Consider the following 21,938-nt stretch of genomic DNA (forward strand, 5'->3'; position numbering starts at 1 on the left):
GGCGCCATGGCGGAGCCATGGCAACCGACGACAACGCGGCGAGGCGCGGTGCCAGACCCCGCGAGCCCGGCATGATCCAAACGAGAGGCCCTAGGTCCCGGAGGGGCTCTGGGTCTCCGGGGCCGTCCACTCCAGGGTCACCTTCCAGGCGGACTTGGCGGACGCCTTGCCGAGGACGGCCAGCAACTGGCCACTCTCGTACGAGACATCGCAGCCGAACTCGACGGTCGCCTTGGTCGCGCCGGTCTGCCGCAGGCGCTCACCCATCGCGCGGGCCGCCGCCGTGAGACCGTCCAGCAGGGAGTCCATGCGCGCCGCGCGCCAGCCGATCTCCCGCTCCTCGGCCGGATCGGTCACCGGTCCGCGTCCGCCGGATGCGACGGAGAGCAGCACCTGGTGCCCGTCGATCTCGACCGGGACCACTGCCGCCGCACCTTCGTCCAAGGCGTTTCCCCTTCCCCACAAGTGATCTGACGGAGCGTTCATCGTAACGGTCACGTTCCGCTTGCCGCCCCCGTACTGTCCCGTTCGATCAGCCGCGGCACCGGCACCCGCACGGTCCGCGCCGGACCACCGTCCAGCAGCGCGAGCAGCTCGCGGGCCGCCGTGCGGCCGAACTCCACGCTGTCCCTGGACAGCGCCGACAGCCACGGCTTGACCAGCCGGCACAGCGCCGAGTCCTCCCAGGACACCACCGACACGTCCCCGGGCACCGCGCAGCCCAGCCCCGTCGCGGCCGCGATCCCGGCGACGGCCATCACGTCGTTGTCGTAGACGAGGGCGGTCGGCGCGGGGGAGCGCTCCAGCACCCGGCGGGTCACCGCCGCGCCCTGCGCGTCGGAGTAGTCCGTGGTCACCGACTCCACCCCGGCCAGGCCCCGCCGCCGCGCCTCGGCGCGCAGCGTGCGCACCCGGCGCTCGGTGTGGGCGAGCCCCGGCAGCCCGGCGATGTGCACGATCCGCCGGTGGCCCAGCGCGTACAGCCGGTCCACCACCGACGCCATCGCCCCGGCGTCGTCCGCCCACACCGAGGACAGGCCCGGGTGCCGTTCGTCCGGCGCGCCACCGATCACCACGGCGGGCAGGCCCAGTTCGTCCAGCAGGGCGGGCCGTGGATCGTCGCTGCGCGGGTCGGCCACCAGCACGCCGTCCACCCGGTGCTCGGCCCACCAGCGGCGGTAGACCGCGCACTCCTCGCCGACGTCCTGCGCCACCTGGAACAGCAGCCCGAGATGGCGCTCGGCCAGCACCTCCTGGATGCCGGAGACCAGCTGGAGGAAGAAGGAGTCCACGCCGAGGGTGTCGGCGGGGCGGGCCAGTACGAAGCCGACCGTCGCCACCCCCTCGCCGGACAGTGCGCGCGCCGCCGTGCTGGGCCGCCAGCCCAGCTGTTCGGCGACGCGGCGCACCCGGTCCCGGGTGACCTCCGAGACGCCCGGGCGGCCGTTGAGCGCGAAGGAGACCGCGCTCTCGGAGACACCGGCACGCCGCGCGATGTCCTTCATCGTCGGCCGGCGCGCCGGCACCCGCTTGCCCGACAACCCATGTCTCCTTCGGAAACTCACGATGCACTAATGCGCTTGAGTGTGAACAGGCTAAAGCGCATTAGCGATCTGCCGCAAGAGATCGTTGTCAAACTCGCTGACCAGGCCAAATGGCCAACTAAAGACATTAGTTCGCGTGAATCCATTGACGTCGTCGGGAATCGGCGGGCAAGGTCTGCCCCGGCGCCACCGGCCGGCCGTCCACCCCACCGCACACCGTCCTCGACAAGGAGCACACCGTCGTGCGCATCTCCCGCAGAACCTTCGCCGCCGCCGCTGCCGCCGTCGTCCTGTTGCCGCTGAGCGCCTGTGGCAGCGGCGGCGACGACGGCTCGGACGACGCCTCGGGCAAGGTCCAGGGCGACATCACGTTCCAGACGTGGAACCTGAAGGCCAACTTCAAGGACTACTTCGAGGGCGTCGTCGCCGAGTTCGAGAAGAAGTACCCGGGCACGCACGTCAAGTGGATCGACCAGCCCGCCGAGGGCTACGCCGACAAGATCAGCGCCGACGCGGGCGGCGGCACACTGCCCGACGTCGTCAACGTCTCCCCGGACCTGGTCGCCCCGCTCGCCAAGGCCGGCCTCGCCCTCGACCTCGACAAGGCGGCCGGGCAGTACAAGAAGGAGTACCTGGACGGCGCGTGGGCGAGCCACCAGGTCCCCGGCCTCGGCGGCACGTACGCCTTCCCCTGGTACCTCAACACCGGGCCGCTGTTCTACAACAAGTCCCTGTTCACCAAGGCCGGACTCGACGGAAACAAGCCGCCCAAGACGTACGCCGAACTCTTCACGGACGCCCTGCAGATGGCCGACAGGACCGACGGCAAAGTCGCCACTCTCGCCAACGTGCCCACCGTCGAGGACTTCGGCCGCTACGGCGTCGAGCTGATGAACAAGGAAGGCACCGCCTTCACCTTCAACGACGCCAAGGGCGTGGAACTCCTCACCAAGTACAAGGAGTTGTACGACGCGAAGGCACTCGACCCGCAGGCGCTGACCGCCACCCCGGAGTCGTCCGGAAAGAAGTTCCTCACCGGGGCCGTCGCCATGAACCCCGGCAGCGCCCTCGACCTCGACAACTTCAAGAAGAACGCGCCGAACCTGTACAAGAACATCGGCATCACCGACCAGATCACCAGCACCGGGCACGTCAACATGTACGTGATGGGCGTGATGGTCAACGCGCAGACCAGGAAGAAGCCCGCCGCGATCGCCTTCGCGCACTTCGTCACCGACGCCGCGCACCAGATGTCCTTCGCCAAGAAGGTCGCCATCTTCCCCTCCACCGCCGGATCGCTCGACGACCCGTTTTTCACCCGGCAGGACGGCACCGACGTCACCCGGGTGCGCGTCGCCGCCGCGCAGTCGCTGAAGAGCGCCGTCAACTACACCCCGGTGCTGTTCAGCGAGCAGATGAAGACCGCGCTGCGCAACGAGGTCGCCAAGGCGCTCCAGGGCAGGCAGAGCCCCCAGGACGCGCTGGACAACGCTGTCAAGCAGTGCGACACGCTGCTGAAGCAGCAGGGCTGAACCACCATGGCCGGCTCCACCGTCTCCCGGGTGCGGCGTCAACTGCCCACCAGCCCGTGGCTGTTCGCCGCACCGGGACTGCTGATCATCGGCGCGTTCATCCTGTGGCCTTTCGTCTCCACGGTGGTCAACGCCTTCACCGACCGCCGCACCCTGCTCCCCGGACAGTTCGTCGGGCTCGCCAACTTCCGCGAGCTGCTGCACGACGACATGTTCTGGATCGGCCTGCGCAACAGCGCGCTCTACGTCGTCGGGGTCGTCCCCGCGCTCGTCGTGCTGCCGCTGCTGCTGGCCCTGCTGGTGCAGAAGAACATCCCCGGCATCGCCTTCTTCCGCTCCGCCTTCTACACCCCCGTCGTCGCCTCGATCGTCGTCGTCGGCCTGATCTGGGTGTGGCTGCTGGACGAGCGCGGACTGGTGAACTCCCTGCTGGAGACGGTCGGCGCGGGCCGGGTCGGCTTCCTCAGCGACCAGTGGCTGCTCTTGCTGAGCGCCATGGCCGTCACCGTGTGGAAGGGCCTCGGCTACTACATGATCATCTACCTCGCCGCGCTGGCGAACGTGCCGCGCGAACTGCACGAGGCCGCCGCCGTGGACGGCGCGGGCTCGGTCCGCCGCTTCCTCACCGTCACCGTGCCCGCCGTGCGCTCCACGATGGTGCTGGTCGGCGCGCTGTCCTCGGTCGCCGCGTTCAAGGTGTTCTCCGAGGTGTATCTGATGGCCGGCCCCAGCGGCGGCCCGGCCGGCGAGGACACCACCCTCGTCATGCTGGTCCAGCGCACCGGCACCGGCCTCACCGGCCGCGTCGGCTACGCCTCCGCCCTCTCCCTGGTGGTCTTCGTCGTCACCGTCGCCCTGATGCTGCTCGTGCTGCGCGCCGACCGGAAGGAGGACCGGTGAGCGTCCTCGAGAAGGTGCGGCCCGCGCCGCGCACGGAAGCCGCCCGCGAACCCCGCCTCACCGACGAACAAGGCCGGCGCATCCGCGTAGGGGAACTGGCCTGGCGCTACGTCCTGCTGCTCGCCGTGCTGGCGCTCACCGTCGGCCCGTTCCTGTGGCAGCTGTCGACCTCCCTCAAGGGGCCGACCGAGGACATCTTCAGCTCCCCGCCCCGCTTCCTGCCCGAGCACCCCACCCTGCACAACTACGAGCGGGTCGCCGACACCATCCCCGTCTGGGACTACGCCCTGAACTCGCTGAAGGTCGCCACCGCCAACGTCGTCACCAACTGCGTCGGTTCCGCCCTCGCCGGTTACGCGCTCGCGCGGCTGCGTTACCGGGGCCGGCGCGCCGCCACCCTCGCCTTCATCCTGGCGATGCTGGTGCCGGTGGAGGGCATCGTCATCGCCCAGTTCACGACCATGCGCGAACTCGGCCTGAACAACACCCTGATCGGCGTCGTCCTGCCAGGCTCGATCGGCGCGATGAACGTGCTGCTGATGCGCAACGCCTTCCTGAACGTGCCGTACGAGATCGAGGAGGCCGCCTTCGTCGACGGCGCCGACGTCTGGCAGCGCTTCACCCGGATCGCGCTGCCCGCGGTCAAGGGGGCCCTCGCCGTCGTCGCGATCTTCGCCTTCATGGGTGCCTGGGACGACTTCCTGTGGCCGCTGATCGTGCTCAGCGACCCGTCCCGGTTCACCCTCACCATCGGCCTCAACTATCTGCACGGCACGTTCGCGGGCGACGAGCGACTCGTCGCCGCCGGCACCGTCATCGCCGTCACCCCGCTCATCGTCCTCTTCGCCTGCCTCCAGCGGTACTTCTTCCGCGGGGTCGGCGAGGGCGCGGTGAAGGGCTGAACCCCTCACGGCCACCGCCGCCACGGCCCGCATCCCACGGCCTCTCCCAAGGACCTCCGCATGCCCGCTGCCCCGCGCTTCGGCGTCAACTACACCCCCAGCGAAGGGTGGTTCCACCACTGGCTCGACTACGACTCCGGCGCCGTCCGCGCCGACCTGGACTCCATCGCCGCCCTCGGCGTCGACCACGTCCGCGTCTTCCCGCTGTGGCCCTACTTCCAGCCCGACCGCGCCCTGATCCGGCCCCGGGCGATCGAGCAGCTCCTCGACCTGACCGACGCGGCCGCCGAACGCGGCCTGGACGTCAACGTGGACGGCCTCCAGGGCCACTTGAGCAGCTTCGACTTCCTGCCCGCCTGGACCCGCACCTGGCACCGGCGCAACCTCTTCACCGACCCCGAGGTCCTCGACGGCCAGGCCGCCTACCTGCACGCCCTGGCCGGCGCGCTCGCCGACCGCCCCAACTTCCTCGGCATGACCCTCGGCAACGAGGTCAACCAGTTCTCCGCCGGCCCCCACCCCGACCCCGACCGGGCGAGCGCCGAGGCGATCGACGCCTGGCTGGAGCGCATGCTCGCCGCCTGCGAGAAGGGCGCCCCGGGCCGGCTGCACCTGCACGCCGAGTACGACGCCACCTGGTACCAGGACGACCAGCCCTTCACCCCGGCCCAGGCCGCCCGGCACGGCGCCGTCACCGCCGTCCACTCCTGGGTCTTCAACGGCACCGCCCAGCGCCACGGCCGCACGGGCATCCCCACCGAACACCACGCCGCCTACCTGATCGAACTGAGCAAGGCATGGGCCGACGATCCGGCGCGGCCGGTGTGGCTCCAGGAGGTCGGCGCGCCCGCCCCCCTGATCCCGCCCGAGCACGCCGCCGCCTTCACCGAGGCCACCATCGCCGCCGCCCTGGACTGCCCCGGCCTGTGGGGCGTCACCTGGTGGTGCTCCCACGACGTCTCCCGCTCCCTCGCCGACTTCCCCGACCTCGAATACAGCCTCGGGCTGCTCACCAACGACCGGCGGCCCAAGGACACCGCCCGCGTCCTCGCCCGCGCCGCCCGCACACCCCGGGGCACCCCCGCCACGCGCACCACGGCCCTCGCCGTGCCCGCCGACCCCGCTCTGCGCTCGCTCTGCGCCCCCGGCGGACCCGTCTTCGACGCCTTCTTCCGGCTGGTCGAGGACGGCGCCCGCCCCACCACCGTCCTCGACACCCGCGCCCGGGACACCGCCCACCTGGCCGCCCGGGGCATCACCGCGGTCGTCGCTCCCGAACAGGTACTCCCCACCCCACCAGGAGGCACCCGCTCGTGAACCCCACCCGACGCACCGTCCTGCTCGCCGCCGGAGCCGCCGGCGCCGCCGCGCTCCTGCCGTCCCCGCCCGCGCAGGCCGCACCCAGGGCGACGGCCGCGCTCCAGCCGTACGCCTCCTACTGGTACCCGGACTCCCTGCCCGCCGGCAGCCCCGGTCCCGGCATCACCTGGCGCAGCCTGAAGTCCTGGCGCGCGGCCACCGACCCGGACCTCGCCTTCAACGCGGCCTCCGTCCCGCTCGCCCCCCGCTTCACCCCGGCCCCGGCCAACGCCACGGCCCGCTCCGGGCAGACCCGTATCCAGGCCCTGGTCTCCTTCGGACCGACGTCGGGCAACCCTTCCCAGGGCTCCGCCACCGCCGACTACTACGCCCTCACCCACTGGGCGTACATCGACGAGCTGGTCTTCTGGGGCGGTTCGGCGGGAGAGGGCCTGATCCTCGCGCCCAACGCGCCGGTCGTGGATGCCGCCCACCGCCACGGCGTGCCCGTCCTCGGCAACGTCTTCCTGCCGCCCGTCGCCTACGGCGGACAGCTGCGCTGGACCCGCGACCTGGTGCGGAAGGACGCCGCCGGGCACTACCCGCTCGCCGCGCAGCTCGTCGCGGTCGCCGCCGCGTACGGTTTCGACGGGTGGTTCCTCAACGCCGAGACGGGCGGCGGCGACCGCGGGCTCGGGGCGGACATGCTCGGATTCGTGCGCGAGCTGAAGACGCTGGCCGTGGCCCGCGGACAGCGGGTGACCTGGTACGACGCGATGACCGTGGACGGCGGCGTCGACTGGCAGAACGCGCTCACCAGCCGCAACGAGCCCTTCTTCCAGGCCGCCGACGACATGTTCGTCAACTTCGGCTGGAGCACGGGCGGTCTCGCCTCCTCCGGGGCCGCCGCCGAGCGGCTCGGCCGCAGCCGGTACGCGCTGCGGGCGGGCGTGGACGTGGAGGCGAACGGCTGGAACACGTCCGTGAACTGGGACGCGGTCGTGCCCACCTCGTCGGACCATGTCACCTCGATCGGCTTCTACCGGCCGGAGTGGACCCGCAACCAGCTGCCCGACGACCGGCGCGGCCCCGGTGACTTCCACACGGCCGACGACCGGTTCTGGACCGGGCGTTCGCTGGACCCGACGCGGCCCGATCCGGCCGACCCGTGGCGGGCGCCCGCGGTGTCCGTGGCCGACCGCTCGGCGGTGACGTCCGTGCCGTTCGCCAGCGTCTTCAACACCGGGCACGGGCTGCGCTGGTACGAGGACGGGGAAGTCGTCTCGGACGCGCCCTGGAACCATCTCGGACTCCAGGACCGGCTGCCGTCGCGACGGTGGGCGGTGCACACGGCGGGCCGGCGGCCGGCCGTCTCCTTCGACTTCGCGGACGCCTGGCGGGGCGGGAGCAGCGTCCTCGTCGACAGCCAGGGCGGTGAACTGGGCGAACCGGTGGTGGTCGAGCTGTACGCGACACGGCTGCCGCGCGCTGTGAACACCGTTGTCGAGGTGACCTACCGGGTGGACGACGGCGAGGTGAGCGTCGAGCTGGGTGTGGCCAGCGAGGAGCCGGGCCCGCCGGGGACGCCACCGCCGTACACGTATCTGCCTGTGAGCTCGGTCAACAGCGCCTCGCGTGCGGGGCTCGTCAACGGCTGGCGGACCGTGGCCGTGCCGCTCACGGCACTGGCCGGCGGCACCCTGCGCGCCCTCGGTATCCGGCTCACCTCCACCGGCGGCGGGCCCCTGCGCTGGCGGCTCGGCCGTCTCGCCGTCCGCACCGCCCGCGAGACGCCGGCCGCGCCCACCGGCTTCCGCGTCACCGCGGCAGCCGCCGACGCACTGCGCCTGGCGTGGAACCGGCCGGGCGGCGATGTACGGCAGTACACCCTGCACCGCGTCCTGCCCGACGGCACCCGCCGCTTCCTCGGCGCCACCGGACAGTGCGCCTTCCACGCCGCCGGCCTGCGGCCCGAGCCGGGCGAGAGGGCCGCACGGTTCGAAGTGCGCGCGGTGGGGGAGCTGTACACCTCGTCGGCCCCCGCGACGTTGACCCACCCCTGGTAACCACCCGCGGACGATTACGGAGCACCCGCATGCATGACGACCGCAGCCTGGTCGAAGCCCGCCTCAAGCGCGTCCTCGACGAGCGCATCCGCCCCGCCGTGTACCCCGAGTCCGTGCCGCTGGACGTGGCGGTGTGGCACGCACCCGGCGAGCCCGTGCCGGTCGCCGAGGGCCTGGCCGCGACACCCGAGCCGATCGCGGTCGGCGCCCGCTGGGGTGCTCCGTGGGGCACCAGCTGGTTCCGGGTCACCGGCGCCGTCCCCGAGGCGTGGGCCGGGAAGACCGTGGAGGCCCTGCTCGACCTCGGCTTCGACGAGAACATGCCCGGCTTCCAGTGCGAGGGCCTGGTCTACCGGAGCGACGGCACCCCGGTGAAGGGCCTCAACCCGCGCAACCAGTGGGTACGCGTCGGCGCGCCCGTCGAGGGCGGCGAGGAGGTGCGGCTGCACATCGAGGCCGCCTCCAACCCCGTCATCCTCGACTACCACCCCTTCGTGCCGACACCGCTCGGTGACAAGGAGACCGCCGGCAGCGAGCCGCAGTACACGCTCACCCGTATGGACCTCGCCGTCTTCGACGAGGAGGTGTGGCAGCTGGTGCTCGACCTGGAGGTGCTGGGTGAGCTGATGGCCGAGCTGCCGGTGGACGCCCAGCGCCGCTGGGACGTGCTGCGCGCCGTGGAGCGGTGCCTGGACGCGGTCGATCTGCAGGACGTGAACGGCACCGCGGCGCGCGCCCGCGCCGAGCTGACCGATGTCCTCGCCGCCCCGGCCGTCCCCTCCGCGCACCGGATCAGCGCGGTCGGGCACGCGCACATCGACTCGGCGTGGCTGTGGCCGCTGCGCGAGACCGTCCGCAAGGTCGCCCGGACCACGTCCAACATGACGGCTCTGCTGGAGGACGAGCCGGAGTTCGTCTTCGCCATGTCGCAGGCCCAGCAGTGGGCGTGGGTGAAGGAACACCGGCCCGAGGTGTGGGCACGCGTGAAGAAGGCCGTGGCGGAGGGGAGGTTCGTGCCGGCCGGCGGGATGTGGGTGGAGTCGGACACCAACATGCCGGGCTCGGAGGCGATGGCCCGGCAGTTCGTGCACGGCAAGCGGTTCTTCCTCGACGAGTTCGGCATCGAGAACGACGAGGCGTGGCTGCCGGACACCTTCGGCTTCGCGGCCGGCCTGCCGCAGATCATCAAGGCGGCCGGCTCCAAGTACCTGCTGACGCAGAAGATCTCCTGGTCGCAGACCAACAGGTTCCCGCACCACACCTTCCGCTGGGAGGGCATCGACGGCACCCGGATCTTCACCCACTTCCCGCCCGTCGACACCTACAACTGCTCCATGAAGGGCGGCGAACTCGCCCACGCCGAGCGCAACTTCAAGGACAAGGGCGTCGCCCGGCACTCCCTCGCCCCGACCGGCTGGGGCGACGGGGGCGGCGGCACCACCCGCGAGATGATCGCCAAGGCGGCCCGGCTGAAGAACCTGGAGGGCTCGCCCACGGTGGTGTGGGAGCCGCCGCACACGTTCTTCACCAAGGCCGAGGCCGAGTACCCCGAACCGCCGGTCTGGGTCGGCGAGCTCTACCTCGAACTGCACCGCGCGACCCTGACCAGCCAGGCCAGGACCAAGCAGGGCAACCGGCGCAGCGAGCACCTGCTGCGAGAGGCCGAACTGTGGGCGGCCACGGCGGCAGTACGCACCGGATTCCCCTACCCGTACGAGGAGTTGGACCGCGTCTGGAAGACGGTCCTGCTGCACCAGTTCCACGACATCCTGCCGGGCTCGTCGATCGCCTGGGTGCACCGCGAGGCCCGCGCCACCTACGCACGCCTGGCCACCGAGCTGAACGGCATCATCGAGGCCGCTCAGCGCGCGCTGGCCGGACAGGGGCAGGTTCCGCTGGTCTTCAACGCGGCCCCGCACACCCGCTCCGGCGTCCCGGCCGGCGGCGCCGGGACCCCGGCGACCGAGGGCCACACGACGCGCGAGGACCGCACCGGCGGAGGGCACGTGCTGAGCAACGGCCATCTGCGCGTCGAGATCGACGAACGCGGCCTGGTCGTCTCCGTGTACGACGTCGACGCCGACCGCGAGGCCCTTCCGCCGGGACAGCCCGCGGGCCTCCTCCAACTGCACCCGGACTTCCCCAACATGTGGGACGCCTGGGACGTCGACAGGTTCTACCGCAACACGGTCACCGACCTCACCGACGCCGACGCCGTCACGGCCGGTGAGGACGGGCAGTCGGTGCGGATCACGCGCTCCTTCGGCTCTTCGAAGGTCACCCAGGTGCTGTCCCTGGCGCCCGGCGAGCGGCGGCTGCTCATCGACACGGAGGTCGACTGGCACGAGACGGAGAAGTTCCTGAAGCTGGCCTTCCCGCTCGACGTACACGCCGAACGCTACGCGTCGGAGACCCAGTTCGGGCACTTCCACCGGCCGACCCACACCAACACCTCGTGGGAGGCGGCCAAGTTCGAGGCCTGCAACCACCGCTTCCTCCATCTGGAGGAGCCCGGCTGGGGCGCCGCGGTCGTCAACGACTCCACCTACGGCCACGACGTCACCCGCACGGTGCGCGCCGACGGTGGTACGACCACGACGGTGCGCGTCTCTCTGCTGCGCGCCCCGCGCTTCCCCGACCCGGAGACCGACCAGGGCGTGCACCGCTTCCGGCACGCGCTGGTGCCCGGCGCCGGGATCGGCGACGCGGTGCGCGAGGGCTGGCGGATCAACCTGCCCGAGCGGCGGCTGACAGGCGCGGGCGAGGTCGCACCGCTGGTGACCGCCGACCGGGACGCGGTCGTGATCACGGCGGTGAAACTCGCCGACGACGGCAGCGGCGACGTGGTCGTCCGCTTCCACGAGGCCCACGGCGGCCGCACCCGCGCCACTCTGACCGCCGGTTTCCCGCTCGCCGAGGTGACCGTCACCGACCTGCTGGAACGTCCGCTGCCGGACGCGTCGGCACCGGCGGTCGACGGCGAGCGCATCGCCGTACGCCTGCGGCCGTTCGAGCTGGTGACGCTGCGGCTGCGCAGGGCGTGAGCACGGGGGCGGGGCCGGTCAGCGCTTGCCCTTCTTGTGGGCCTTGTGCTGGGACTGCTTGGCCTTCTTCGGTGTGTCACCCGGGCCGGAACGCGGCGGTGAGACCGCGGTGCCGTGTCCGGTCGTACCGCTGCCGCGCTCCCGGCTCGGGCCGACGATGACCGGCTTTCGGCTCGGGTCGGTCGGGGCGGGACGGGAACTCTCCTCCAGCGCGGTGTCACGGAGCCGCCCGGTTCCCTCGCCGGTGGGGGAGGCCGGAGCGGCGGGGGCCGCCTCGGGCCTCGCCTCGGACGTGGTCGGCGTCTTCGGGGAAGGGCGGCTGACGGCCTGTGTCGCCCTCTCGCCGCTTCCCCCGTGCGACGTGCCGTCGGAGACCGCGAGGGTGGCGGCCACGGCGGTGGCGAGCGCGACGGCTCCGCCGGCGACCAGACGCCGTCCGCGTGCGCCCCTCGGCGTGGCCGCGCCCGGGGCCGGGGGCGGACCCGGGCGCGTCGTGTCGGGGTCCCGCAGCGGTGCTCCCGCGGCCACCACGCTCGTCACGGCCGCCGTGGACGGGACGGGTCCGGGACCGGCGGTGCCGGCCAGCGCGGTCAGCGTCCGGGCGCACTCGTGCGCCGAGGGGCGGTCCCCTTCGTCCAGCGCGGTCATGTCCCCCAGCAGCGCGGCGAGTTCCTCCGGGAGGGACCCGGGCAGCACGGGACGGCGGTGCAGGCGCGCGATCGCGGCCTCCAGGGGAGCGCCGTCGTACTCGAGCCTGGTCGTGAGGCATTCGAGGAGCACCAGTCCGAGGGCGTAGACGTCGGCGGCCGGGCCGACGGACTGTCCGAGGACCTGCTCAGGGGCCAGGTAGGCGGCCGTGCCGATGAGGGAGCCGGGGGCGGTGCGGGTGGTGGCGTCGAGCAGCCGGGAGATCCCGAAGTCGGTCAGATGGGGCCGGCCGGACGTGTCCAGGATGATGTTGGAGGGTTTGACGTCACGGTGCACGATCCCCGCCTCGTGCGCGTGGGCCAGGGCCCGGGCGAGGCCGGCGCCGAGCGTGGCCGTCGCTTCCGGGGACAGCGGGCTCGCGGCGATGCGCCGCTTCAGGGTCGGGCCGTCGATCAGCTGCATGACCAGGTAGGGCCGGCCCTCGTGCCGGCCGGCGTCGTAGACCGTGACCAGGCCGGGATGCTGCAACCGGGCCAGGATCACGGCCTCGTTGTGGAAGCGTTCCTCCATGTCCGCGTCGGCACCGGTGCGGAAGATCTTCACGGCCACGGGACGTTCCAGACGCAGGTCTTGGCCGCGGTGGACGTCCGCGGCGCCCCCCGAGCCGATGAGTCTGTCCAGGCGGTACCGTCCGGCGAGGACGTTCGCGAAGCACCGGGACGGTGCTGGAGCCGGCTGGCGGAGCCGCATCTGATCTCCCACTGCGTCAAGGGGCGCTGCGCGCCGGGCGCTCGTTTACCGGGGGGTGCCGGACACGCGTACCCAGGTCGGCGTGGCCTATCCTCCCTCCCTCCGGCACGGGCTCTGACACCGGCTCAGGGCAGGCCGACCAGCTTGCCCACCTTGCGGCCCTCCTCCAGGTCCCGGTGCGCGGTGCGGATGTCGTCCAGTGCGTAGGCGTGCACCGGTCCCAGGGCGAGTTCGCCGGTGGCGAGCCGGTCCAGGCAGCCTTGGAGCACGTCGGCCGGCAGGTCGCCGGCGTCACCGCCGTACGCGCTGAGCCGTACCCCGCGCGGGAGGTAGGAGAGGGGGTAGAAGTCGCGCACGGTCCACTCGTTCGACAGCATCCCGGTGAAGCAGACCGTGCCGTGCACGCGGGTGGCGCGCAGGGTGTCGGGCAGCGTCGGGGTGCCGACCAGCTCCAGTGCCGCGTCCGCGCCGTCGGGCAGGATGCGGCGGACCTGCGCGGCGATGTCGCCGTCGTCGACCAGCGGATGGTCGACGCCGTGGTCGGCGAGGTGCTTCAGACGCTCGGGCCGGCGGGTGGTGGCGAGCACGGTCGCGCCGAGGTCCTTGGCCAGCGTGGCGGTGGCCAGGCCGAGGGCGGAGGTGCCGCCCCGGATGAGCAGGGTCTGCCCGGCCGCGAGGTCGAGGCCGGTGGTGAGCGAGCCGTAGGCCGTCTGCAGGGTCTCGGGCACCGCGCCGATCGTCGCCCACGGAAGGTCCGAGGTGAAGGGGATGACCTGCGCTCGCGGTACGACGGTGTACTCGGCGTAGCCGCCGTCGAAGACCCGGCCCATGCCGCCCATCAGCGCGGCGACCTGCTGCCCCGGGCGCAGCACGCCGTCGGGGTCGGCGTCCACGGTGCCGCTCGCCTCGATGCCCGGGACCCGGGGGAAGGTCACGCCGTCGGCGAGCCCGAGCCGGGTGTGCAGCTCGGAGCGGTTCAGCCCGAAGGCCCCGACTTTGACGCGTATCCATCCGGGCGGCGGTTCGGGCAGCGGCAGGCGGCGCACGTGCAGGTTCGTCACCGGTCCGGGGGCGTCGAGGACGACGGCGCGCATGGTGGCGTCCATGGGGTCTCCTGGGCGGTCGTACGGCGCGGTGGCCGTATCTCGAAACGAGGTATCACCTCATGCCAAGGCTATCTCGAAACGAGGTATTCCCGGAGGGTTCAGGTCCGCTCGGCCACCCCGGCCAGCCGGGTCGGCGGCAGGTACTCGCGCACGTAGGTCCGCTTCCAGCAGGCGCCGGTCTCGCGCAGCTCCCGCCAGGTCGTGTACCGGTATCGGAAGAGGCGGGCGCGGATGTGGCGCGGGGGAGTGTCCGGAGGGAAGGGGGAGCGGCGCAGCAGGCGCAGGATGTCGCGGTCGTTCTCCAGCAACCGCTCCACCAGGCCCTCGAACCACGCGCCGGCGTAGCCGGGGGACAGCGCCGCGAACCACATCAGCCAGTCCAGGCGCAGATGATACGGCGCGAACTGGCGCGGCCAGTGCCCGGGATGCCCCGGCTTGCCCTTGAACTCGTACTCCCGCCAGTCGGAGTCCTCGCGCGGCACGTCGTCGAGGGTGCCCTCGACCACCACCTCGTAGCGGATCCGGCTGACGCTGCCGAACGCGCCGTAGGTGTTGACCAGGTGCAACGGGTCGAAGGAGCGGTTCATCACCTGGCGGCGGGAGATCATGTTGAGCACCGGGTGATAGCTGAGGAACACCAGCAGCGCCGCCACCGCCAGCACCACCACCTCGTACCACAGGGGCGCGCCGGAAGGCGCCGACGCGGGCGCGCCGCCGTCCGGGAACCGCAACGCCGGCACCGCCAGCACGATCGTGATCCAGTTCAGCCAGGCGAAGTTGCCCGACAGCACCAGCCACAGCTGGGTGAGGATCATCAGCGAGGCGGCCGCCGTCGCGACCGGCTGCGGGGTGAACAGCAGGAACGGCACGAGCAGCTGGGTGACGTGGTTGGCGGCCACCTCCACCCGGTGCAGGGGCCGGGGGAGGTGGTGGAAGAACCAGCTCAGCGGGCCCGGCATCGGCTGCGTCTCGTGGTGGTGGTCCAGGCAGGTCAGCTTCCGCCAGCACTCGTCCCCCCGCATCTTGATCAGACCCGCGCCGAACTCCACCCGGAACAGGATCCAGCGCAGCAGGAACAGCACCACGACGGGCGGTGCCACCTCGTCGTTGCCGAGGAACGCGGCGAGGAACCCCGTCTCCAGCAGCAGCGACTCCCAGCCGAAGGAGTACCAGGTCTGGCCGACGTTCACGATCGACAGGTACAGCGCCCACGGCACCAGCCACAGCGCGATCGCCGCCCCCAGCGGCAGATATCCGTCCACCCCCGCCAGCAGCGCCGCCGACACCGCGCAGCCCGCCCACGCGCACACGGCGAAGAAACGGTCCGAGTAGTGCAGCTGGAACAGGCTCGGCGCCCGCCGCATCGGCACCCGGGCGGTGAACCGCGGGATCGGCAGCATGCCGCGCTCACCCAGCAGGGCCCGGAACTGCAGGGCCGCCGTGAGGAACGCGACCAGATAGACACCGGCCAGGGCCCGCTGGAAGACCAGCCGGCTCAGCCAGTAGTCGGATGCGGTGAACCAGTCCACGCTTCGGCGCTCCTCTCCTGCCATTCTCCCGCGCTCGATCGTCACGCTCCGTGTGCCACGGCTCCGCCCGGGTAACCCGTACGAGGGCGAGCCGCCCCCGGCAACACCCCGCTCCCCGGGTCGAATAATCAGGCAAAGCCTGGCAAGGTGGGCGCATGGTTGATCGGGGTGCGAGCGCCCTGTCACTCCCGGACGACCGGCCCGCCCACCCGGATCCGATCCTGGCGCTCAACCGCATGGGCACCTTCGACTGGGACCTGGACACCGGCCGGATGAGCATGGACGCCCAGGCCCACGAGGCGTTCGACGTGCGCCCGGACGAGTACGACGGCCGGCCCGAGAGCCTCGCCGCCCGGGTGCCGCCCGGCGAGGCCCGCCGACTGGACGCGCTGGTCGCCCAGGCCATCAAGGACGGCAGCGAGAACTACGGCGCCTACTTCCGTCTGCGCTGCCGCACCGGTGAACTGCGCTGGACCCACACCCAGGGCTACATCCGGCGCGACCACAGCGGCCGGCCGCGCCGCATCGTCGGCATCGTCCGCGACGCCACCAGCGAACTCGACGAGCTGGCCGCCCACCGCCAGCAGGCCTCCCTGGACGAGGCCCGCCGCGAGCAGACCAACGTCGTCCAGCTCACCACCGCCGCCCTCGCCCACGCCCGCACCGTCCAGGACGTCATCGACGTCCTCAAGGACACCCACGGCCTGGTCCACCTCGGCGCCGCCAGCCTCGTCATGGGCCTGGTCGAGGCCGGCCGCATCCGGCTGATCGCCGAGGGGCCCATCGGCAGCTTCGTCCCCGGCACCCGTATCACCCGCATCGACGAGCCGTACCCGATGAGCGAGGTCGTGCGCACCCTCAGCCCGCGCTTCATCGAGTCGCCCGAGGAGTTCGCCGCCGACTACCCGATCCTGTGGCCGCACCTCACCGACCTGAACATCACCTCGGCCGCCTATCTGCCGCTCATCGTCCAGGCCAGCCCGATCGGCGCGATGGGCCTGCTCTACAACGACCGGCACGGCTTCACTCCCGAGGAGCGCAACATCCTCGTCGCGCTCGGCAGCAGCATCGCGCAGAGCCTGCAGCGCGCCATGTTCTACGAGGAGGAGAAGGACATCGCGCAGGGCCTGCAGCAGGCCATGCTGCCGCGCACCATCCCCAGCGTGCCCGGCGCCGACGTCGCCGTCCGCTACCGCGCGGGCAGCGCCGGCGGGGCGCTCGGCCGGGACATCGGGGGCGACTGGTACGACCTGATCCCGCTGCCTGGGGGTACCCCCTCCGGGGGAGGCCGGGTCGGCGCCGTCATCGGTGACGTCCAGGGCCACGACACGCACGCCGCCGCCGTCATGGGCCAGCTGCGCATCGTGCTGCGCGCCTACGCCGCCGAGGGCCACACCCCGGCCACGGTGATGGCCCGCGCCTCCGTCTTCCTGCACGAACTCGACACCGACCGCTTCGCCACCTGCCTGTACGCCGAGGCCGACCTCGGCACCGGCGTCGTCCAGGTGGTCCGGGCCGGCCACATCGACCTGCTGGTACGCGCCGCCGACGGCACGTGCCGCCGTGTCGCCGTGCCCGGCGGGCTGCCGCTCGGGCTGTCCGCGGAGTTCGGCAGCCTGGAGTACCCGGTCTCCACCGTCGAACTCGACCCCGGCGACACCCTGCTGCTCACCACCGACGGCCTGGTCGAACAGCCCGGCGCCGACCTCGACGACGGCATGCGGGCCCTCGCCGCGTTCGTCGCCGCCGGCCCCGACGACGTGCGCGCGCTCGCCGACCGGCTGATCGAGGTCGCCGAGGAACGCGCCGGCGACGACGACGTCGCCCTGCTCCTGCTGCGCCGCCGCCCCCTGGACACCCCGCGCACCGGCGGCCGCCTCCAGCAGCACGTCGCCCCCGGCGACGCCGAGGCGCTCACCCAGGCCCGGCACATGATCCGCGCCGCCGTGCGCACCTGGGGCGCCCGCGAGCGCGCCGACGAGATCGAACTGGTCGCCGACGAGCTGATCACCAACGCCCTCATGCACACCGAGGGAGCCGCGATCGTCACCCTGCGGGTGCTCAACGGCGCCGACCGCCGGCTCCGGGTCGACGTCGAGGATTCCTCCAGCGCCCTGCCGCGCCGCCGGGAGGCCGGCGTGCAGGGCGTCTCGGGACGCGGTCTGCTCCTGGTCGACCTGCTGACCGACGTGTGGGGCGTGGAGGCGCGCGGCGGCGGCAAGTGCGTGTGGTGCGAGTTCGTGGTGCCCGCGACGGCGTGAGCGGCGCCGGGCCGACCCGCCCGCCGCCCACGCACCGCGATGCACCGGCACCGCGGGGACGGGTGGCACTCTGGACGTATGCCGGAACTGCCCGAGGTGGAAGCGCTCAAGGACTTCCTGTCCGCGCACCTGGTCGGCCACGAGATCGTCCGCGTGCTGCCTGTCGCGATCAGCGTCCTGAAGACCTACGACCCACCCCTGAGCGCCCTGGAGGGACGCGAGGTCACCGCGGTGCGGCGGTACGGCAAGTTCCTCGACCTCGCCACCGACGGCGGCCCTCACCTGGTCACCCATCTGGCCCGGGCGGGCTGGCTGCACTGGAAGGACCGCCTGCCCGACGGCCCGCCCCGCCCCGGCAAGGGCCCCCTCGCCCTGCGGGTGGCGCTGGAGACCGGCGCCGGCTTCGACCTCACCGAGGCCGGCACACAAAAGCGCCTCGCGGTGTACGTCGTCGACGACCCGCAGCGGGTCGAGGGCGTCGCCCGCCTCGGCCCCGACCCGCTCGCCGACGACTTCGACGAGGCCCGCTTCGCCGCCCTGCTCGCCGGCGAGCGCCGCCAGATCAAGGGCGCCCTGCGCGACCAGAGCCTGATCGCCGGGGTCGGCAACGCCTACAGCGACGAGATCCTGCACGCGGCGAAGATGTCCCCCTTCAAACTGGCCGCCTCCCTCACCCCCGAGGACACGACCCGCCTCTTCCAGGCACTGCGGGACACGCTCACCGAGGCCGTCGAGCGCTCCCGGGGCGTGGCCGCGGGCCGGCTGAAGGCGGAGAAGAAGAGCGGCCTGCGCGTCCACGGCCGCACCGGTGAGCCCTGCCCGGTGTGCGGCGACACCATCCGCGAGGTCTCCTTCAGCGACTCCGCCCTGCAGTACTGCCCCACCTGCCAGACCGGCGGCAAGCCGCTCGCCGACCGCCGGCTGTCCCGGCTGCTGAAGTGAGCGTCACGGAGCTGTGATGAACTCTCGGGTGAACCAGCCGCCCGAGAGGATCCACCGCTGAACACCATGCTCGCCGAGTCGCTCTCCGCCGTCCTGCTCGTCCTCGTCCTCGGCTGCGCGGTCGTCCGTCCCTGGGGGTGGCCGGAGGCCGTCGTCGCCGTACCGGCCGCCGCGCTCGTCGTCGGCACCGGCGCGATCTCCCTCGACCACGCCCGCGAGGAGGCGGCACGCCTCGGCCCGGTGATCGGGTTCCTCGCCGCCGTCCTCGTCCTGGCCAAGCTCTGCGACGACGAGGGCCTGTTCCAGGCGTGCGGGGCGTGGATGGCGCGGGCGGCGGCGGGCAGCCCGACCCGGCTGCTGCTGTACGTCTTCGTCACCGCGTCGGCGATCACCGCCGTCCTCAGCCTGGACGCCACGGTGGTGCTGCTGACACCGGTGGTGTTCGCGACGGCCGCCCGCCTCGGCGCCCGGCCCAAGCCGCACGTCTACGCCTGCACCCATCTGTCGAACACCGCCTCGCTGCTGCTGCCGGTGTCCAACCTGACGAACCTGCTGGCCTTCTCGGTCAGCGGACTGAGCTTCGCCCGGTTCGCCGGGCTGATGGCGCTGCCGTGGCTCGCCGCGATCGCCGTCGAGTTCGCGGTGTTCCGGCGGTTCTTCGCCACCGACCTCGGCGCGGGCGCCGAGACGCCCGACGCCGGCGTGCCGCCCGAGGTGCCGGTGTTCGCTCTGGTGACGGTCGCGGGCACGCTGGCCGGTTTCCTGCTCGCCTCCGCGGTCGGGCTCGACCCCGCCTGGGCGGCGTGCGCGGGCGCGCTGGTGCTGGCGGTACGGGCCCTGGCCCGCCGGCGGACCCGCCCGTCGCAGATCGTCCGGGCCGCCTCCGTGCCGTTCCTGGCATTCGTCCTGTCGCTGGGAATCGTGGTCCGGGCAGTCGTCGACAACGGCCTCGCGGACGCCCTCGGCCACCTGGTCCCGGACGGCACCGGGCTGCTCGCGCTGCTGGCGCTGGCCGCGCTGGCCGCCGTCCTGGCCAATCTGATCAACAACCTGCCGGCGGTGCTCGTGCTGCTGCCACTGGCCGCGCCGTCCGGCGCCGGGGCGGTCCTCGCGGTGCTGCTCGGCGTCAACCTCGGACCCAACCTCACCTACGCCGGCTCGCTTGCCACGCTGCTGTGGCGGCGGATCGTGCACCAGCACGACCACGAGGTCGAGCTGAAGGAGTTCACCACGCTCGGCCTGATCGCCGTGCCCCTGTCCCTGGGCGTGGCCGTGGTGGCACTGTGGGGTTCCCTGCACGTGATCGGAACCTGATCGGGAGGCCGAGCGCATGGCCGTCGTCGTCTGGGTCGCGGAGGGCACGTGGCGTGCGTGCGTGGACAGCGCGCGTACGTACGCCCGGGACGCCGCCGAGGTCGTACTGCTGCACGTCAGCGGCCATGACGTGGCCGACGCCGCGCACGGCGCGTTCGCCGGCCTGCTGGGCCGCGCCGACCCGGGGCACGACCCCGGCACCCGGCTGGAGCGGCTGGCCGCGGAATCCGGGGAGCGCCTCCTGGCCGCCGCCGCGGACCGGCTGGGCCGCCGCTGCACCCGGACGGAACGCACCGGCCGGCCCGAGCAGGAGGTGGTCGCCGCGGCGCGCGGCGCGGACCTGCTGATCCTCGGCCGGGACGGCGACCGCGGCCGCCCGGGCCCGAAGACACTGTCCCCGCCGACACGGTTCGTCGTGGACCACGCGCCGTGTCCGGTGCTGCTGGTGTGGCCTTAGGGACCGGGGCCCTCGCGGGGTCCCTGCCGACCGGTCGGGCGCCCAGGTCATGCCGCGTCCGGGCCCGCCGGTCGGGCTCGGACGCCATGACGCCGTTGTGAGCCGGGCGTTAGCCGCGGCTGGGAGTGTGGCGGGCCGGGACAGACCCGCATCAGCCCAGTGAGACCCAGCCAGTTCCAGCGAAAGGGGAGCCGGATGACCGTGGTGACCGAGCCGGCCGGACCAGGTACCGCGCAGGCGGCGCGCACCGCCCTCGCATTCGAGCAGACCGTGCCACGCGGCCTCGTCCATCGGCACGCCCTGTCCGAGGTGTTCCTCACGGACAGCGCACGCGTGGACGACGACCACTTCGTCGCGGCCGCCCAGCTGCCGCCCTCCCACGCGTACTACACCGACCACACGACGCCCCAGCCCCTCGACCCGCTGCTGCTGCTCGAGTGCTGCCGGCAGGCGGAGACCCACGCGGTGCACACGCACTTCGGTGCACCGCCCGGCACGAAGTTCGTGCTGCGGGAGTGGTCGATGACGCTCTCGGACGGTGCCGCGGACCTGCCGGCGCACGGCCCGGTCCCGGTGACCGTCGAGGCAGCGACACACGACGCGCAGTGGGTCGCCGGGACCCTGCGCGCCCTCGCGTACCGCATGCGGGTGTCGGCGTCGGGGCGCCCGGTGGGCGAGGTGACCATGCGGGTGAAGTATGTGACCGACACCGTCTACGCGAAGCTGCGCGGCCGTGCCGCCGGGACGACGCCGACGTCGGAGTCGTACCGCCGGGCACAGGACGAGGGGCTGGTGGAGCCGGGGCGCGTGGGGCGCGGGCGTCCGGAGAACGTGGTGCTGCTCGACCCGGTGCGCTCCGGGGACGCGGTGGCGGCCCGGCTGCGTGTGGCCGGCGGTCATCCGAGCCTGTTCGACCATCCGCAGGACCACGTGCCGGGGATGGTGCTGATGGAGGCGGGCCGGCAGGCGGCCCTGCTGTCGGCCGGGACGTTCACCGGTGCGGGCGCCGAGCGGTGGACCGTGTCGGGGCTGCGCGCGTCGTTCGGCGCCTACGCCGAACTCGACGAGCCGCTGACCGTGCGGGCACACCGGCCACAGCGGCCGGAGGCAGCCGGAGCCCGGGACGTCCGGGTGGACTTCGAGCAGGCCGGCCGGACCGTGGCGGAGGCCGCCTTCACGCTGGAGCGGGCCGGGGCCGACGGCGAGCGGTGACGGCGGGCGCGCGTCGGCCCGGTTACGGTGGTCGCCGTCACCGGGCCGACGCGTGTGCGGGGTGCTCGATGCGCGCCCCGGCCGCTCCGGGCGCCGTTACCCGCAGGTGTCTGCCGTGGCGTCGGTTGCGGGGTGCCCGGCCCGCGCTCAGGCCCGTCGCCGTGAGCGGGATCGTGAACAGGAGCAGTGCCACCAGCGGCCAGGTCCTGCCGCCCGTGGCGTCGTGCAGTCCCCGCCTGCGTCCGTGCCCCTACCCGCCCCTCCCTTCGCTCCGAGACGCCCTCCGCGCGCCGCCCGCCCGCGCACCGGCCCCGCCGTGGCGCTCCGCGTCCCGACCGGCCCCGGCCGCTGCCGCTCGCATCCTGCGAAAGGGACCCCGATGACCACCGCTGCCTGGCGGCAGGATGACCAGGCTGGTCAGACGTCCCGGCC

16 protein-coding genes are annotated in these 21,938 nt (G+C 72.8%); 11 read left to right on the forward strand and 5 right to left on the reverse strand.

Annotated features, from left to right (window positions below; genetic code table 11):
• Positions 1 to 90 precede the first annotated feature (90 nt).
• Together ACF1GV_RS27950 and ACF1GV_RS27955 are read right to left on the reverse strand one after the other, a co-directional pair.
• Positions 91 to 444 (reverse strand): CU044_2847 family protein, encoded by a 354-nt coding sequence (locus ACF1GV_RS27950; RefSeq protein ID WP_391685797.1) that lies wholly within the window; start codon positions 442 to 444, stop codon positions 91 to 93.
• Positions 445 to 494: 50 nt separating this feature from the next.
• A complete protein-coding gene (locus ACF1GV_RS27955; RefSeq protein ID WP_391686414.1) occupies positions 495 to 1,505 on the reverse strand; it encodes a LacI family DNA-binding transcriptional regulator in 1,011 nt (336 codons plus the stop codon).
• Between the two features lie 281 nt (positions 1,506 to 1,786).
• On the opposite strand from ACF1GV_RS27955, the gene ACF1GV_RS27960 reads away from it, so the two are divergent.
• The 6 genes from ACF1GV_RS27960 to ACF1GV_RS27985 are packed head-to-tail and all read left to right on the forward strand — an operon-like array spanning position 1,787 to position 11,287.
• Entirely contained in the window at positions 1,787 to 3,076 is a 1,290-nt protein-coding gene (locus ACF1GV_RS27960) for an ABC transporter substrate-binding protein (RefSeq protein WP_391685799.1), read from the forward strand.
• Between the two features lie 6 nt (positions 3,077 to 3,082).
• Entirely contained in the window at positions 3,083 to 3,976 is an 894-nt protein-coding gene (locus tag ACF1GV_RS27965) for a carbohydrate ABC transporter permease (RefSeq protein WP_391685801.1), read from the forward strand.
• Positions 3,973 to 4,878, forward strand: coding sequence for a carbohydrate ABC transporter permease (locus ACF1GV_RS27970; protein ID WP_391685803.1), 906 nt, complete (start codon positions 3,973 to 3,975; stop codon positions 4,876 to 4,878). The genes ACF1GV_RS27965 and ACF1GV_RS27970 overlap by 4 nt, the downstream gene beginning before the upstream one ends.
• Positions 4,879 to 4,938: 60 nt before the next feature.
• Positions 4,939 to 6,195, forward strand: coding sequence for a glycosyl hydrolase (locus ACF1GV_RS27975; protein WP_391685805.1), 1,257 nt, complete (start codon positions 4,939 to 4,941; stop codon positions 6,193 to 6,195).
• Positions 6,192 to 8,243: an endo-beta-N-acetylglucosaminidase gene (locus ACF1GV_RS27980; RefSeq protein WP_391685807.1), complete on the forward strand. Its 2,052-nt coding sequence runs from the start codon at positions 6,192 to 6,194 to the stop codon at positions 8,241 to 8,243. The genes ACF1GV_RS27975 and ACF1GV_RS27980 overlap by 4 nt, the downstream gene beginning before the upstream one ends.
• Positions 8,244 to 8,272: 29 nt before the next feature.
• Positions 8,273 to 11,287 (forward strand): alpha-mannosidase, encoded by a 3,015-nt coding sequence (locus ACF1GV_RS27985; RefSeq protein ID WP_391685809.1) that lies wholly within the window; start codon positions 8,273 to 8,275, stop codon positions 11,285 to 11,287.
• 18 nt (positions 11,288 to 11,305) lie between these two features.
• On the opposite strand, the gene ACF1GV_RS27990 is transcribed toward ACF1GV_RS27985, so the two are convergent.
• From ACF1GV_RS27990 to ACF1GV_RS28000, 3 genes are all read right to left on the reverse strand, one after another.
• Positions 11,306 to 12,685, reverse strand: coding sequence for a serine/threonine-protein kinase (locus ACF1GV_RS27990; RefSeq protein WP_391685811.1), 1,380 nt, complete (start codon positions 12,683 to 12,685; stop codon positions 11,306 to 11,308).
• Positions 12,686 to 12,810: 125 nt separating this feature from the next.
• Positions 12,811 to 13,791 carry a zinc-binding dehydrogenase gene (locus ACF1GV_RS27995; RefSeq protein ID WP_391685813.1) on the reverse strand — a complete coding sequence of 327 codons (981 nt, stop codon included), beginning with the start codon at positions 13,789 to 13,791 and terminating at the stop codon, positions 12,811 to 12,813.
• A 98-nt stretch (positions 13,792 to 13,889) separates the two neighbouring features.
• A complete protein-coding gene (locus ACF1GV_RS28000; protein ID WP_391685815.1) occupies positions 13,890 to 15,320 on the reverse strand; it encodes a lipase maturation factor family protein in 1,431 nt (476 codons plus the stop codon).
• 155 nt (positions 15,321 to 15,475) lie between these two features.
• Here ACF1GV_RS28000 and ACF1GV_RS28005 point away from each other — a divergent pair, with 155 nt between their 5' ends.
• The 5 genes from ACF1GV_RS28005 (at position 15,476) to ACF1GV_RS28025 (ending at position 21,506) form a co-directional block, all read left to right on the forward strand.
• Positions 15,476 to 17,581 (forward strand): SpoIIE family protein phosphatase, encoded by a 2,106-nt coding sequence (locus ACF1GV_RS28005; protein ID WP_391685817.1) that lies wholly within the window; start codon positions 15,476 to 15,478, stop codon positions 17,579 to 17,581.
• Positions 17,582 to 17,659: 78 nt separating this feature from the next.
• Positions 17,660 to 18,523 (forward strand): Fpg/Nei family DNA glycosylase, encoded by an 864-nt coding sequence (locus ACF1GV_RS28010; RefSeq protein ID WP_391685819.1) that lies wholly within the window; start codon positions 17,660 to 17,662, stop codon positions 18,521 to 18,523.
• A gap of 57 nt (positions 18,524 to 18,580) precedes the next feature.
• Positions 18,581 to 19,837: an SLC13 family permease gene (locus tag ACF1GV_RS28015; RefSeq protein ID WP_391686419.1), complete on the forward strand. Its 1,257-nt coding sequence runs from the start codon at positions 18,581 to 18,583 to the stop codon at positions 19,835 to 19,837.
• A gap of 16 nt (positions 19,838 to 19,853) precedes the next feature.
• Positions 19,854 to 20,294, forward strand: a complete 441-nt coding sequence (locus ACF1GV_RS28020) for a universal stress protein (protein ID WP_391685821.1) — start codon at positions 19,854 to 19,856, stop codon at positions 20,292 to 20,294.
• Positions 20,295 to 20,489: 195 nt separating this feature from the next.
• Positions 20,490 to 21,506: a ScbA/BarX family gamma-butyrolactone biosynthesis protein gene (locus tag ACF1GV_RS28025; RefSeq protein WP_391685823.1), complete on the forward strand. Its 1,017-nt coding sequence runs from the start codon at positions 20,490 to 20,492 to the stop codon at positions 21,504 to 21,506.
• Positions 21,507 to 21,938 lie beyond the last annotated feature (432 nt).

The organism is Streptomyces sp. NPDC014006, assembly GCF_043088925.1.
Classification (GTDB): Bacteria; Actinomycetota; Actinomycetes; order Streptomycetales; family Streptomycetaceae; genus Streptomyces.

Excerpts from the sequence above, each read along its gene's own strand:
- ACF1GV_RS27955 (WP_391686414.1), bottom strand. The coding sequence starts at position 1,505 with ATGAAGGACATCGCGCGGCGTGCCGGTGTCTCCGAGAGCGCGGTCTCC.
- ACF1GV_RS27965 (WP_391685801.1), top strand. The coding sequence starts at position 3,083 with ATGGCCGGCTCCACCGTCTCCCGGGTGCGGCGTCAACTGCCCACCAGC.
- ACF1GV_RS27975 (WP_391685805.1), top strand. The coding sequence starts at position 4,939 with ATGCCCGCTGCCCCGCGCTTCGGCGTCAACTACACCCCCAGCGAAGGG.
- ACF1GV_RS27985 (WP_391685809.1), top strand. The coding sequence starts at position 8,273 with ATGCATGACGACCGCAGCCTGGTCGAAGCCCGCCTCAAGCGCGTCCTC.
- ACF1GV_RS27990 (WP_391685811.1), bottom strand. The coding sequence starts at position 12,685 with ATGCGGCTCCGCCAGCCGGCTCCAGCACCGTCCCGGTGCTTCGCGAAC.
- ACF1GV_RS27995 (WP_391685813.1), bottom strand. The coding sequence starts at position 13,791 with ATGGACGCCACCATGCGCGCCGTCGTCCTCGACGCCCCCGGACCGGTG.
- ACF1GV_RS28005 (WP_391685817.1), top strand. The coding sequence starts at position 15,476 with ATGGTTGATCGGGGTGCGAGCGCCCTGTCACTCCCGGACGACCGGCCC.
- ACF1GV_RS28010 (WP_391685819.1), top strand. The coding sequence starts at position 17,660 with ATGCCGGAACTGCCCGAGGTGGAAGCGCTCAAGGACTTCCTGTCCGCG.
- ACF1GV_RS28020 (WP_391685821.1), top strand. The coding sequence starts at position 19,854 with ATGGCCGTCGTCGTCTGGGTCGCGGAGGGCACGTGGCGTGCGTGCGTG.
- ACF1GV_RS28025 (WP_391685823.1), top strand. The coding sequence starts at position 20,490 with ATGACCGTGGTGACCGAGCCGGCCGGACCAGGTACCGCGCAGGCGGCG.